The 13,509-nt window shown below is 75.6% G+C and carries 14 protein-coding genes; 10 read left to right on the top strand and 4 right to left on the bottom strand.

Features of this window, described 5'->3' with window-relative positions; genetic code table 11:
* The first annotated feature begins 173 nt into the window (after nucleotides 1-173).
* Genes obgE through ACI79S_RS19755 form a run of 3 tightly spaced genes read left to right on the top strand, consistent with a single transcriptional unit; the run spans nucleotide 174 to nucleotide 3,331 of the window.
* Nucleotides 174-1,685, top strand: a complete 1,512-nt coding sequence (gene obgE / locus ACI79S_RS19745) for a GTPase ObgE (RefSeq protein ID WP_456595148.1) — start codon at nucleotides 174-176, stop codon at nucleotides 1,683-1,685.
* Nucleotides 1,682-2,818, top strand: a complete 1,137-nt coding sequence (proB, locus tag ACI79S_RS19750; RefSeq protein WP_456595149.1) for a glutamate 5-kinase — start codon at nucleotides 1,682-1,684, stop codon at nucleotides 2,816-2,818. The genes obgE and proB overlap by 4 nt, the downstream gene beginning before the upstream one ends.
* Nucleotides 2,819-2,848: 30 nt before the next feature.
* A complete protein-coding gene (locus ACI79S_RS19755) occupies nucleotides 2,849-3,331 on the top strand; it encodes a peptide deformylase (RefSeq protein WP_456595150.1) in 483 nt (160 codons plus the stop codon).
* A gap of 34 nt (nucleotides 3,332-3,365) precedes the next feature.
* On the opposite strand, the gene ACI79S_RS19760 is transcribed toward ACI79S_RS19755, so the two are convergent.
* From ACI79S_RS19760 to ACI79S_RS19775, 4 genes are read right to left on the bottom strand one after another with little or no spacing between them, the layout of a single operon-like run.
* Nucleotides 3,366-3,785 carry a Fur family transcriptional regulator gene (locus tag ACI79S_RS19760; protein ID WP_456595151.1) on the bottom strand — a complete coding sequence of 140 codons (420 nt, stop codon included), beginning with the start codon at nucleotides 3,783-3,785 and terminating at the stop codon, nucleotides 3,366-3,368.
* Nucleotides 3,782-4,807 (bottom strand): metal ABC transporter permease, encoded by a 1,026-nt coding sequence (locus tag ACI79S_RS19765; RefSeq protein ID WP_456595152.1) that lies wholly within the window; start codon nucleotides 4,805-4,807, stop codon nucleotides 3,782-3,784. The genes ACI79S_RS19760 and ACI79S_RS19765 overlap by 4 nt, the downstream gene beginning before the upstream one ends.
* A gap of 1 nt (nucleotide 4,808) precedes the next feature.
* Complete coding sequence (locus ACI79S_RS19770) at nucleotides 4,809-5,612, bottom strand: metal ABC transporter ATP-binding protein (protein WP_456595153.1); 804 nt, start codon at nucleotides 5,610-5,612, stop codon at nucleotides 4,809-4,811.
* Nucleotides 5,609-6,598, bottom strand: a complete 990-nt coding sequence (locus tag ACI79S_RS19775; protein WP_456595154.1) for a metal ABC transporter substrate-binding protein — start codon at nucleotides 6,596-6,598, stop codon at nucleotides 5,609-5,611. Before ACI79S_RS19775 ends, ACI79S_RS19770 begins: the two co-directional genes overlap by 4 nt.
* A 95-nt stretch (nucleotides 6,599-6,693) precedes the next feature.
* On the opposite strand from ACI79S_RS19775, the gene ACI79S_RS19780 reads away from it, so the two are divergent.
* From ACI79S_RS19780 to ACI79S_RS19810, 7 genes are all read left to right on the top strand, one after another.
* Nucleotides 6,694-7,947 (top strand): glutamate-5-semialdehyde dehydrogenase, encoded by a 1,254-nt coding sequence (locus ACI79S_RS19780; protein ID WP_456595155.1) that lies wholly within the window; start codon nucleotides 6,694-6,696, stop codon nucleotides 7,945-7,947.
* A gap of 24 nt (nucleotides 7,948-7,971) precedes the next feature.
* Nucleotides 7,972-8,859: an AAA family ATPase gene (locus ACI79S_RS19785; protein WP_456595156.1), complete on the top strand. Its 888-nt coding sequence runs from the start codon at nucleotides 7,972-7,974 to the stop codon at nucleotides 8,857-8,859.
* Nucleotides 8,859-10,283, top strand: coding sequence for a vWA domain-containing protein (locus ACI79S_RS19790; RefSeq protein ID WP_456595157.1), 1,425 nt, complete (start codon nucleotides 8,859-8,861; stop codon nucleotides 10,281-10,283). The genes ACI79S_RS19785 and ACI79S_RS19790 overlap by 1 nt, the downstream gene beginning before the upstream one ends.
* A 241-nt stretch (nucleotides 10,284-10,524) precedes the next feature.
* On the top strand, nucleotides 10,525-11,271 hold the full coding sequence (gene nadD, locus ACI79S_RS19795; protein ID WP_456595158.1) for a nicotinate-nucleotide adenylyltransferase: 747 nt from the start codon (nucleotides 10,525-10,527) through the stop codon (nucleotides 11,269-11,271).
* Entirely contained in the window at nucleotides 11,268-11,687 is a 420-nt protein-coding gene (gene rsfS, locus ACI79S_RS19800) for a ribosome silencing factor (protein WP_456595159.1), read from the top strand. Before nadD ends, rsfS begins: the two co-directional genes overlap by 4 nt.
* Nucleotides 11,684-12,445 carry a histidine phosphatase family protein gene (locus ACI79S_RS19805; RefSeq protein WP_456595160.1) on the top strand — a complete coding sequence of 254 codons (762 nt, stop codon included), beginning with the start codon at nucleotides 11,684-11,686 and terminating at the stop codon, nucleotides 12,443-12,445. Before rsfS ends, ACI79S_RS19805 begins: the two co-directional genes overlap by 4 nt.
* A gap of 54 nt (nucleotides 12,446-12,499) precedes the next feature.
* Nucleotides 12,500-13,405, top strand: a complete 906-nt coding sequence (locus ACI79S_RS19810; RefSeq protein WP_456595161.1) for a DegV family protein — start codon at nucleotides 12,500-12,502, stop codon at nucleotides 13,403-13,405.
* Nucleotides 13,406-13,509: the final 104 nt, after the last annotated feature.

Raw genomic sequence — 13,509 nt, forward strand, 5'->3', positions numbered from 1 at the left:
CCCCCCCCCCCCCCCCCCCCCCCCCCCCCCCCCCCCCCCCCCCCCCCCCCCCCCCCCCCCCCCCCCCCCCCCCCCCCCCCCCCCCCCCCCCCCCCCCCCCCCCCCCCCCCCCCCCCCCCCCCCCCGCTTGACAGGTAGGTAGGAGGCGGCGCGGACTCGTCCGCTCGACACCCATGGCCGCTTTCGTCGATCGGGTCACCATCCACGTCGCCGCCGGCAACGGCGGGCACGGCGTCTCCTCGGTGCACCGCGAGAAGTTCAAGCCGCTCGGTGGGCCCGACGGGGGCAACGGCGGGGACGGCGGCGACGTCGTCCTCGAGGTCGACCCGAACGTGCACACCCTGCTGGACTTCCACCACCGTCCCCACCAGAAGGCGGCCAACGGCCGTCCCGGCGCGGGCAGCAACCGGCACGGCGCCCGGGGCGAGGACCGCGTGCTCCGGGTGCCCGAGGGCACCGTGGTCAGCACCCCCGACGGCCGCGTGGTCGCCGACCTGGTGGGCGCCGGCACCCGGGTGGTGCTCGCCCACGGTGGCAAGGGCGGGCTGGGCAACGCCGCGCTGGCCAACCCCCGCCGCAAGGCGCCGGGCTTCGCGCTGCTGGGCGAGCCGGGCGAGGCGTTCGACGCGGTGCTGGAGCTCAAGAGCATCGCCGACGTCGGCCTCGTCGGGTACCCCTCGGCCGGCAAGTCCTCGCTGATCGCCGCGATGTCGGCGGCCAGGCCGAAGATCGCCGACTACCCGTTCACCACGCTGGTGCCCAACCTCGGCGTGGTCCGCTCCGGCGACACCGTCTACACCATGGCCGACGTGCCCGGCCTGATCCCGGGGGCCTCGGCCGGCAAGGGGCTGGGCCTGCAGTTCCTCCGGCACGTCGAGCGCTGCGCCGTCCTGGTGCACGTCATCGACATGGCCACCATGGAGTCCGGCCGCGACCCCGAGACCGACATCGACGCGCTGGAGCACGAGCTCGCCGAGTACGGCGGGGAGGAGCTCGACCTCGTCGGGCGGCTGCGGATCGCGGTGCTCAACAAGATCGACGTCCCCGACGGTCGCGAGCTGGTCGACCTGGTCCGCCCCGCCCTGGAGGAGCGTGGCCTGCAGGTGTTCCCGATCAGCGCCGTCACCGGTGAGGGGCTGGCGGCCTTCGGGTACGCGCTGGCCGCCGCCGTCGAGGAGCACCGCGCCTCGCTGCCGGCGCCCGAGCCGGTGCGGGTGACGCTGACCCCGCGCGCGGTCGACGACTCGGGCTTCACCGTGGAGCGCGACCCCGAGGACCCGGACTCGTTCGTCGTCCGCGGCGTCAAGCCCGAGCGCTGGGTGCGGCAGACGGACTTCACCAACGACGAGGCCGTCGGCTACCTCGCCGACCGGCTCAACCGGCTCGGCGTCGAGGAGCAGCTGGCCAAGGCCGGTGCACGCGAGGGCGACGCCGTGACCATCGGCGACGTCACCTTCGACTGGGCGCCGACGCTGCCGGCGGGGACGCTCACCGCCGAGGAGTCGGCGGGCCTGGGTGGCCGCGGGACCGACAACCGGCTCGAGGTCACCGAGCGGGTCGGGGCGGCCGAGCGGCTGGCGGCCAAGCGTGCCCGCCGGGTGCCCTTCGAGGTCACCGAGGACGGCTGGACCGACGCGGACCTCGAGGAGATGGACGACGACCCGCCCGGCGAGGACCGCCGGTGACCCGCGCCGCCGCCGAGACCGCGGCGCGGCCCGCGATCGCCCGGGCCGGGCGCGTCGTGGTCAAGGTCGGCTCCTCGTCGCTGACCACCCTGCCCGGGGGCCTGGACGTCGGACGCCTCACCGCGCTGGTCGACGCCCTCGCCGCCGTCCGGGCGTCGGGCCGGGAGGTCGTGCTGGTCTCCTCGGGCGCGATCGCCGCGGGGCTGGCGCCGCTCGGCCTCGACGGGCGCCCCCGTGACCTGGCCACCGCGCAGGCCGCGGCCAGCGTCGGGCAGCTGCGCCTGGTGCAGACCTACGCCGACGCGTTCGCCCGGCACGGGATCACCGTCGGCCAGGTGCTGCTCACCTCCGACGACCTGACCCGGCGCAGCCACTACCGCAACGCGCAGCAGACGGTCGAGAAGCTGCTCAGCCTCGGCGTCCTCCCGGTGGTGAACGAGAACGACACCGTGGCCACCGAGGAGATCCGCTTCGGGGACAACGACCGGCTGGCCGCGCTCGTCGCCCACGTCGCGCGGGCCGACGCGCTGGTCCTCCTCTCCGACGTCGACGGGGTCTACGACGGCGACCCGCGCATCGGCCCGGCACAGCTGGTCGACACCGTGCGCGCCCCGTCCGACCTCGCCGCGGTCGCCCTCGGCTCGGCCAGCCGCAACGGCGTGGGCACCGGCGGCATGGCGACCAAGGTGGAGGCGGCGTTCATCGCCGCGCACGCCGGCGTCCCGGTCGTCGTGACCTCCACGCCGCAGGCCGCCCCCGCGCTCGGTGGTGACCGGGTGGGCACGTTGTTCGCCCCGATGGGCAAGCGGCCCAGCGCCCGCCAGTTCTGGCTGCGCTACGCCAGCCGCCCCCGCGGCCGGCTGGTCCTCGACGACGGTGCGGTCGCCGCCGTCCGGGAGCGGCACGCCTCGCTGCTGGCCGCGGGCATCACCGGGGTCGTGGGGGAGTTCCTCGCCGACGACCCGGTGGAGCTGGTCGGGCCGGACGGCGTGGTGGTCGCCCGCGGGCTGGTCGCCTACGACGCCCGCGAGCTGCCGTCGCTCCTCGGTCGCAAGACCGGCGACCTGCCGCCCGAGCACCGCCGGGAGGTCGTGCACCGCGACGAGATGGTGCTGGTCGGACGCCTGCGCTGAGCGCTGCGGCCCGGCTGAGAGACTGACCGGGTGACGATCCGCCCCATCCGCGAACTCGGTGACCCCGTGCTGCGCACCCCCGCCGACCCGGTCCGGGCCTTCGACGGCTGGCTGGCCACGCTGGTCCGTGACCTGGAGGAGACCGTCGACCACCCCGGCCGGGCCGGGGTGGCCGCCCCGCAGATCGGCGTGGGCGTGCGCGTCTTCTCCTACAACATCGACGGGGTCATCGGGCACATGGTGAACCCGGTCATCGTCGAGCGGTCCGAGGAGATCCAGGACGGCGACGAGGGCTGCCTGTCGGTGCCGGGCATCTGGGCGCCGACGGTGCGGGCGATGCGCTGCGTCGCCGAGGGCTTCGACGTCGACGGCAAGCCGCTGCGGCTGGAGGGCGAGGGGCTGATGGCCCGCTGCCTCCAGCACGAGGTCGACCACCTCGACGGCAAGGTCTTCCTCGACCGGCTGACCGGCGACGCCCGGAAGGCCGCGCTGCGGGCCCTGCGCGACCGCTGATCCGGGGCGGTCCGAGGGGCCGAGCGCAGGCGGCTCAGCCGCGGGACGACGCGCAGTCGGCGCAGGTCCCGAACACCTCGAGATCGTGCTGCACGTCGGCGAAGCCGTGCTCCGCGGCGATGCGGGCGGCCCAGCGCTCGACCGGGGGGTCGGCGACCTCCACCGTCATGCCGCACGAGCGGCACACCAGGTGGTGGTGGTGGCTGGGGGAGCAGCGGCGGTAGGCCGCCTCCCCGTCGGGGCTGCGCAGCACGTCGAGCTGCCCGTCGTCCACCAGGGCCTGGAGGGCCCGGTAGACCGTCGCCAGCCCCACCGCGTCACCGCGCTCGCGCAGCAGCGCGTGCAGGTCCTGGGCGCTGCGGAAACCGTCGAGCTCCTCCAGCAGCGCGAGGACCGCGCTGCGCTGGCGGCTCGGCCGCCGGGCGCTGCCGTCGGTCTGGTCGGCTGCGCTCACCGAGCACCTCCCGTCCCGGGCCGGTCGGGGACCGCCGCCGTGCCGTGCTCGTCGTAGTGGACCCCCGCGCCGGTCAGGTGGGGGGCGTGCAGGTGCCCGTCGTGGTCGTAGTCGACGTGGTCGCCGTGCGGCACCGGCCGGTGGCCGCACCCCTCGCCGTGCTCGTGCGGATGGGCCCCGTGGACCGCGCCGCGCCGCCGGTGCCGACGGCGCGCGGTGGCCTCCCGCAGCGCCACCGCGGTGGACACGACGAGGAAGACCGCGATCGCCAGCAGCACGATAGTCCCGCCCGAGGGGGTGCCGGTGTAGTACGACGCCGTCGTCCCGGAGACGCTGACGAGCAGGCCGATCGTGCACGCCAGGTAGAGCGCCTGCCGGAAGCTGCGCGCGAGCAGCTGCGCCACCGCGCTGGGCACGATCATCAGCGCGCTGATCAGGAGCAGGCCGACCACACGCATGGAGAGCACCACGGTGGCGGCGACGAGGGCGGCGAGGACGACGTTCAGGGCGAGGACCGGGAGGCCGACCGCGCGGGCGTACTCCTCGTCGTCGCTCACCGCGTAGAGCCGCTGGCCCAGCAGCCCGACGGCGGCGAGCACGGTGAGCGCGATGACCGCGAACACGACCAGGTCGCCGCCACCGGTCGTGGTGATGGCGCCGAAGAGGTAGGCGTCCAGGTTCGTGGCCTGGCCCCGCGGCGCGAGGCTGAGCAGCACCACGCCACCGGCGATGCCGCCGTAGAAGAGGACGGCGAGCGCGACGTCGCCGCTGGTGCGGCCGCGGGCGCGGACCAGTTCGATGAGCACCGCGCCCAGGACGGCGGCGACCAGGGCCGCGCCCACCGGGGCGGTGGAGGTGAGCACCCCGATCGCCACCCCGGTCAGGGCGACGTGCCCGAGGCCGTCGCCGAGTAGCGAGAGCCGGCGCTGGACGAGGAAGACCCCCACCGCCGGCGCGACCAGCCCCACCATCAGCGAGGCGAGCAGGGCGCGCTGCATGAACCCGTACTCGAGGATCTCCACGTCAGCGGCTCCCCTTCGCCGTCGGCGCCGTCACGGTCGGCTGGTCGAGCCGGTACCCCGGTCGTTCCGGCTCCGCCGGTTCCCCGCAGTGGTGGTCGTGCCCCGTGGCCGGCTCCGCGCCGGTCAGCGGCCCGTCGTAGCCGATCCGCCCGTGGTCGACCACGACCGCGCGGGTGAGCACGCCGGCCAGCGGTGCGGTCTCGTGGGTGACCACGAGCAGGGTGGTGCCGGTCGCCGACACGCGGCCGAGCACCTCGGCCAGCGCGTGCTGGCTGGCGGCGTCCACCCCGGCGGTCGGTTCGTCCATGATCAGCAGCTCGGGCTGGGCGGCCAGCGCCCGGGCCACCAGGACCCGGCGCTGCTGGCCGCCGGAGAGGGAGGCGACCGGCTCCTCCATGCGGTCGGCGAGCCCGACGGCCGCGACGGCCTCGCCGACCGCCACGCGGTCGGCCGGTCCGAGCCGCCGGAACAGGCCCAGCCTGGCCAGCCGGCCGACGGACACGACCTCGCGGACGGTGGCGGGCACCGCTCCGCTGACCGTGTGCCGCTGCGGCACGTAGCCGATCCGCCCGCGTTCGCGCAGCCGGCCCACCGGCGCGCCGAGCACCTCCACCTCACCGTCGAGCACGGTGGCCAGGCCCAGCAGACCCCGGGCGAGGGTCGTCTTGCCCGAGCCGTTCGACCCGAGGATCGCCACCGCCTCGCCGTGCTGCACCGTCAGCTCGACGCCGGCCACGATCGGCACGTCGTCGTAGCCGATGCTGGCGTCGCTCAGCCGGACGGCGGCACCGGAGCGTGCGGTCATGAACAGGACTGGCCTTCCTGCAGCGTGGCGAGGTTGGCGCGCATCACCTGCAGGTAGTCCTCGCCCGCGGACTCGTCGGTGAGCCCCTCGATCGGGTCCAGGACGGCGGTCTGCACGCCGGCCTCCTCGGCGACCGTCTCGGCGACCGCGGGGTCGACCAGGGTCTCGGTGTACACCGTGGTGATGCCGCGCTCCCGGACCAGCGTCGTGATCTCGGCGAGCTGGGCGGGCGTCGGCTCCTGCGACGGGCTCAGACCGCTGATGCCGACCACCTCCAGACCGTAGCGCTCCCCGAGGTAGCCGAAGGCATCGTGGCTGGTGACCAGGGTGTCGACGGCGCAGCCGGCGAGGCCTGCCTGCATCTCCTCGTCGAGGGACTCCAGGTCCGCCCGCAGGGCGGCGGCGTTCTCCTCGTAGGTCGAGGCGCCGTCGGGGTCCAGCTCGGTCAGGCGCTCGGCCAGGGCGTCGCCCACGGCGGCCAGCCGGGTCGGGTCCAGCCAGAAGTGCGGGTCGGTCGACTCGTCGCCGTGGGCGTGCTCCTCCTCGGCGTGCTCGTCCTCGGCGTGCGCTTCGTCCGCGTGTCCCTCTTCGGCGTGCTCCTCGTCGGCGTGCTCCTCGTGCTCGCCCTCGACGAGGTCCGCGGCCTGGCCGGCGTCCCAGGCGGCGTCGCCGGCCTCGGAGGCGGCCGCCTCGTCCAGCGCCGGCTGGAAGCCCTCCAGGTACACGAGCAGGTCCGCGTCCCCGACGGCGGCGACGTCGCGCGGGGTGAGCTCGAGGTCGTGCGCCTCGGCTCCCGACGGCGTCAGCGACGAGACGGAGACGCGGTCACCGCCGACGCGGGCGGCGGCCCACTCCAGCGGGTAGAAGCCCGCGACCACGGAGAGCTCGTCGCCGCTCGCACCGCCCCCGCCGTCGGATGCGCACCCGGCGGTGAGGAGCACGCCGGTGGCGAGAGCGGTGAGGGCTGTCCAGCGGGGGGCGGGCATGCGCATGAGAATCATTCTCGCACGGTGTCCGGACGAGGCGGCCGCCCGGCCCGAGGGGGCGAGGAGCCGGCCGCCCGCCGCGTACCCTCACGGGCGTGTCCGACGTCTCCGGCCTGCCCCTGATCGGTGCCGCCGCGCTGCGCGCGAAGGCCGCCTCCCGCGTGCTGCGCACCCTGCCGACCGACACCAAGGACGCCGCGCTGACGGCGATGGCCGACGCGCTGGTCGAGCGCACCGACGAGATCCTGACCGCCAACGCGGCCGACGTCGCCGCCGCGCGGGCCGACGGCACGCCGGAGGCGATCGTCGACCGGCTCCGCCTGGACGCCGGCCGCGTCGCCGGCGTCGCCGACGCGCTGCGCCAGCTGGTCGCGCTGCCCGACCCGGTGGGCGACGTGGTGCGCGGCTCCCGGCTGCCCAACGGGCTGGAGCTGAAGCAGGTCCGCGTCCCCCTCGGCGTGGTCGGGATCGTCTACGAGGCGCGCCCCAACGTCACCGTCGACGCCGCGGGCCTGTGCCTCAAGAGCGGCAACGCGGCGTTGCTCCGCGGGTCGGCGTCGGCGTTCGGCACCAACACCGCGCTGCTCGCCGTGCTCGCCGAGGCCGGGGAGAAGGCCGGGCTGCCCGCCGGGTTCGTCGAGCTGCTCCCGGCCGACCGCGCGTCGGTGGGCGAGCTGCTGAACGCCCGTGGCCTGGTCGACGTGGTGATCCCGCGCGGCGGCGCCTCGCTGATCCAGCGGGTGGTGCGCGAGTCGCGGGTGCCGGTCATCGAGACCGGGGAGGGCAACTGCCACGTGTACGTCGACGCCTCCGCCGACCCGGAGATCGCCGAGGCGGTGGTGCTCAACTCCAAGACCCACCGGGTCAGCGTCTGCAACTCCGCGGAGACGCTGCTGGTGCACCGCGACGTCCCGTTCCTACCCCGGTTGCTCGCCGCGCTCGCCGGCGCCGGTGTCACGCTGCACGGTGACGACGCCGCCCGGTCCGCCCACGACGGCGTCGTCCCCGCCACCGACGAGGACTGGGGCACCGAGTACCTCTCGATGGACATGGCCGTGCGGATCGTCGACGACCTGCCGCAGGCCCTGGAGCACATCGCGCGGTGGAGCACGGGCCACACCGAGGCGATCGTGGCCGACTCGGCCCGCGCCGTCGCCGACTTCACCGCCGGGGTCGACGCCGCCGCCGTGCTGGTCAACGCCTCCACCCGGTTCACCGACGGCGGCGAGTTCGGCTTCGGCGCCGAGATCGGCATCTCCACCCAGAAGCTGCACGCCCGGGGCCCGCTCGGCCTGCCCGAGCTGACCTCCACCACGTACGTCGTCACGGGGACCGGCCACACGCGCTGACCCCGCCGCCCCTCGAGGAGCCGCATGCCCCGCCCGCCGTCGCAGTCCCCCCACTTCTCGTCGGTCGCGGACGTCAGCAAGCGGCTGTCCACCGCCGGCTACCTGCCCGACGCGCAGATCGCGACGACGGTCTTCCTCGCCGACCGGCTCGGCAAGCCGCTGCTGGTCGAAGGCCCGGCAGGCACCGGCAAGACGGAGCTGGCCAAGGCGCTCGCCGCGGCCACCGGGTCGGAGCTGATCCGCCTGCAGTGCTACGAGGGCCTCGACGAGGCCCGCGCGCTGTACGAGTGGAACTACAAGAAGCAGCTGCTGCGCATCCAGGCGTCCCAGGCCGAGGGCGGCGCGGACTGGGACACCGTCCACGACGACATCTTCGGCGAGGAGTTCCTGCTCTCCCGGCCGCTGCTGACCGCGATCCGCCGCACCGAGCCGACCGTGCTGCTCATCGACGAGACCGACAAGGCCGACGTCGAGGTCGAGGGCCTGCTGCTCGAGGTGCTCAGCGACTTCCAGGTCACCATCCCGGAGCTCGGCACGATCGCGGCCACCCGCCGGCCGACCGTCGTCCTCACCTCCAACGCCACCCGCGAGCTCTCCGAGGCCCTCAAGCGGCGCTGCCTGTACCTGGCGCTGGACTACCCGTCGGCCGAGCGGGAGCGGGAGATCGTGCTGTCCCGCGTGCCCGACCTCGCCGCGGGGCTGGCCGACCAGCTGGTGGCCACCGTGCGGGCGCTGCGCGGGCTCGAGCTGAAGAAGTCGCCGTCGATCTCGGAAACCCTGGACTGGGCGCAGACCCTGCTGGAGCTCGGGCTGGACACCCTCGACGAGCCGGCGATGGCCGCGACGCTCGGCGTCGTGCTCAAGCACGCCAGCGACCAGACGCGGGCCGCGGCCGAGCTGCGGCTGAACTGATGACCGCGCCGGTGGCACCGGGGCGGGAGCCGGGCGGGCTGGCCGGGCACCTGGACGGCTTCGTGCGGGCGGTCCGCGAGGCCGGCATCCCGGTCGGCATCAGCCAGGCGGTCGACGCCGCGGAGATCCTCACCGTCGTCGACCTGCTCGACCGCGAGCAGCTGCGCCACGGGCTGGCCGCGGTGCTGCTCCAGCGCGCGGCCCAGCGGCCCACCTACGACGTCCTCTTCGACCTGTGGTGGCCGCTGGGCGACCGGCCCGCCGCGGAACCCGGCGACGGCGACGGCGACGGCGAGGAGGGGGGCGCCACCCTCGACGTCCCCGACGACGCCGCGCTCGCCGAGCTGATGCGGGCCGAACTGCTCCGGCTGCTCCAGGACGGCGACCCCGAGGCGCTGCGCCGGTTCGCCCGGGACGCCGTGGACCAGCTGGGCCAGGGGCAGCCCACGCCGTCGGGGCAGTCGTACTTCAGCTACCGGGTGATGCGGGCCCTCTCGCCGGACACCCTCGTCGCGCAACTGCTCGCCGGGCTGCTCGGGGATTCCGGCCGGGGCGGCCTGGCCGAGCAGGTGGCGCGGCAGACGGTGCGCGACCGGCTGGCGGCCTTCCGGACCGCGGTCGAGGCCGAGGTCCGCCGGCGGACGGCGGCGGAGAAGGGCCGCGACCGGGTCGCGAAGAACGCCGTGCGGCCGCTCGCCGACCAGGTCGACTTCCTCCGCGCCCAGTCGGCCGACCTCGCCGAGCTGCGGCGGGCGGTCGCCCCGCTGGCCCGCCGACTCGCCGTCCGCCTCTCGGCTCGCCGGAAGATGGGGCGCCAGGGCCGGCTGGACTTCCGCAAGACGGTGCGCGCCTCGCTCGGCACCGGCGGGGTCCCCGTGGTCACCCACCACCGGCCGCGCAAGGTGCACAAGCCGGAGCTGGTCGTGCTCTGCGACGTCAGCGGCTCGGTCGCGGGGTTCAGCCACTTCACGCTGATGCTCACCCAGGCGCTGCGGGAGCACTTCACCGGTGTGCGGGCGTTCGCGTTCGTCGACTCCACCGACGAGGTCACCCGCTTCTTCCGGCCGGGTGTCGACGTCGCCGACGCGATCGCCCGGATCGGCCGGGAGGCCCAGGTCGTGGGCTTCGACGGGCACAGCGACTACGGCACCGCGTTCGACGTGTTCGCCGACCGCTGGGCGTCGGCGGTCGGGCCGAAGACGTCGCTGCTGGTCCTCGGCGACGGGCGGACCAACTACCGGCAGCCGGGCGTCCCGGTGCTGGCCGGCCTGGTGGGGAAGGCCCGCTCGGCGCACTGGCTGAACCCCGAGCCGCGCCGGCTGTGGGGCAGCGGTGACTCCGCCGCCGACCGGTACGGCGAGGTCATCGACATGGTCGAGTGCCGGAACGCCGCGCAGCTCGCCGACTTCGTCACCACCCTCTGAGACCGGATCGACGGATCGGTGCGCCGGCGACGCCGGGGCGCTTCCGGGTCGGCGCGTAACCGGATGCTGCCGCCTCCGTTGGTCAACGCGGTGCCGACGAGCCACCACCCGCCCACCGCACCGGTGCGGCCGGGCGGCGACCGGCTGCACGGGGGAGCCGGTCGCCGGCCGCCGTCGGCCCGGAGGAGGTGCGGGCCGGTCCTCGCGGCGCGAGGTCGGCACCCCCGGATACGCTCGGCCGGTGGCGGGACGACGAGTCGGCGTGATGGGTGGGACCTTCGATCCCATCCACCACGGGCACCTGGTCGCCGCCAGCGAGGTCGCCGGGCTGTTCGGGCTCGACGAGGTCGTGTTCGTGCCCACCGGTGAGCCGTGGCAGAAGAGCGACCAGGTGGTGAGCCCGGCGGAGGACCGGTACCTCATGACCGTGATCGCGACGGCGTCGAACCCGCGGTTCTCCGTGAGCCGGGTCGACATCGACCGGGGCGGGCCCACCTACACCTTCGACACCCTCACCGACCTGCAGGCCCAGCGCCCGGGGGCCGCGCTGTTCTTCATCACCGGCGCCGATGCCCTGGCCCAGATCATGACCTGGCGCGACGGTGCCCGGTGCTTCGACCTGGCGCACTTCATCGGGGTCACGCGGCCCGGGTACACCCTGGCCGACAGCCACCTGCCCGAGGGCGGGGTCAGCCTGGTGGAGATCCCCGCGCTGGCCATCAGCTCGAGCGACTGCCGCGACCGGGTGGGCCGTGGCATGCCGGTCTGGTACCTCGTGCCCGACGGCGTCGTGCAGTACATCGAGAAGCGCGGCCTCTACCGCGTGCCGGCACGGCGCCCGGCCCCCGGGCAGGCCCGCGACGGGCGCCCGGCCGGCGACCGCCCCACCTACGACCGCCCACCCCCGACCGGGCCCGGGAACACCACCGGCCCCGACAGCGCTCGCACCCCACCCACGACGTCCCACCTCCAGGAGGTGCCCGAATGACCGCCTCGCCCGAGGCCCGGGAAACCGCGCTGCTCGCCGCCCAGGCCGCCGCGGACAAGCTGGCCACCGACGTCACCATCGTCGACGTCAGCGAGCGGCTCGCCATCACCGACGCGTTCGTCCTCGCCTCCGCACCCAACGAGCGGCAGGTCCAGGCCATCGTCGACGAGGTCGAGGAGCGGCTCCGGGAGCACGGCGTGAAGCCGGTCCGTCGCGAGGGCGTGGCCGAGGCCCGCTGGGTGCTGCTGGACTTCATCGACGTCGTGGTGCACGTCCAGCACGCCGAGGAGCGGGCCTACTACGCCCTCGAGCGGCTCTGGAAGGACTGCCCGTCCATCCCCTTCACCGATGCGGCCGGCCCCGGTGGCACCGCGGACGCCGGCTCCCCGTCGGTCGCGGAGACGGCCGACCAGTGACCTCTCCGGCCGTGCCCGAGCTGCCGGTGACCCGGCTGGTGGTCTGGCGGCACGGGCGCACCGGGTGGAACGCGGCCGGACGGTTCCAGGGACAGCTCGACCCGCCGCTGGACGAGGTCGGGCGGGCCCAGGCGGTGCACGCCGCACCCCACCTCGTGGCGTCGGCCGGGCTCGTGGCCCGGTCGACGGCGGTGGTCGTCAGCGACCTCGGCCGTGCCGCGGACACCGCGCGGGCTCTCACCTCGCTGCTGGACGTGCCGCTGCGGCTGGACCCGAGGTTCCGCGAGCACGGCATGGGCACCTGGGAGGGCCTCACCCGCGACGAGGTGGCCGACCGGTATCCCGAGCAGTACGCGGACTGGCTGGCCGGTCGGCAGGTGCGTGGCCGCGGTGGGGAGGAGGCTTCGGCGGTCGTCGCGCGGGTGGTCGCAGGGCTCGCCGACCTGCCGCCGGCAGACGTGGCCGTGGTGGTGACCCACGGGGGCACGAGCGGCCGGCTGATCGAGGCGCTGCTGGAGCTCGGGCCGGAACACCGGCGCGTGTTCGGGCCGCTGGGCAACTGCGCGTGGAGCGAGCTGGCCCGGCAGAGCGGCCGGTGGCGGCTGCTCCGGCACAACGCCTCCGCCGGTCCGCTGCCGGAGGGGCTCGTCGTGCCCGCCGCGGACCGGCTCCGCGCCGATCCCGAGCAGGGGGCTCCCGGAGCCGCCGGTGACCGGCCGGAGACCGGCCCGGCCCAGGACGCCGACGCCATCGGCTGACCGGCCCGACCACCACGCTCCGTACGGCGCGCGGTCGGCAGCTAGCCTCGCCGGGTGCCCGTCGCCGTCCTCACCGATTCGACGGCCTACCTGCCCCGCCCGCTCGCCGACGAGTACGGCGTCCGGGTCGTCCCGCTCTACGTCGTCCTGGCCGGCCGGTCGGGGCGCGAGGGCGAGGACATCAGCGCCGAGGACGTGGCGAAGGCGCTCTCGACCCGCGGCCAGCGGGTGTCCACGTCGCGGCCCACGCCCGGGGACTTCGTCGCCGCCTACCGCGCCGCGCTGGACGCGGGGGCCGACCGGCTGGTCTCGGTCCACCTGTCCGCGGAGCTCTCCGGTACCTGGGACGCCGCCCGCGTCGCCGCCTCGCAGGTGGGCGAGCACATCGTCTCGGTCGTCGACTCGCGGTCGGCGGCGATGGGTACCGGCTTCGCCGTCCTGGAGGCCGCCCGCGCGGCCGCCGGCGGAGCCGATGGCGCCACGGTGGCGCAGGTCGCCCGGGAGGCCGCCGCCGGCACCCGCACCCTGTTCGTGGTGGACACGCTGGAGCACCTGCGCCGGGGCGGGCGGATCGGCTCCGCGGCCGCTGCACTGGGCTCGGCGCTGGCGGTCAAGCCGGTGCTGCACGTGGTCGACGGCCGGGTCGTGCCGTTGGAGAAGGTGCGCACCTCGGCGCGGGCGGTCGCCCGCCTCGTCCAGCACGTCGTCGAGCACGCCGGCGATCGGGAGGTCTCCCTCGCCGTGCACCACCTCGCCGCCGCCGAGCGGGCCGACCGGCTGGTCACCGAGCTGCGGGCCCGCGTGCCCCGGGTGCGGGAGCTGCACGTGAGCGAGCTCGGTGCCGCCATCGGCGCGCACGTCGGCCCGGGAGCCGTGGGCGTGGTCATCTCCACCGGCTCCAGCTCCGGCTCCGGCGCGGCGGTGCAGGCGGCCGACGACCCCCAGGAGGGCGAGGGCTGATCGAGGGCGGGATGCATCGGCACAGGGTGCCGCGACCCGCCCCGTTCCGGTGCCCGGCCGTCCACAGGCGGGTAGCCCCTCCACAGCCCCGTCGTCACCGTGGG

It is taken from the genome of Blastococcus sp. SYSU DS1024 (assembly GCF_054050795.1).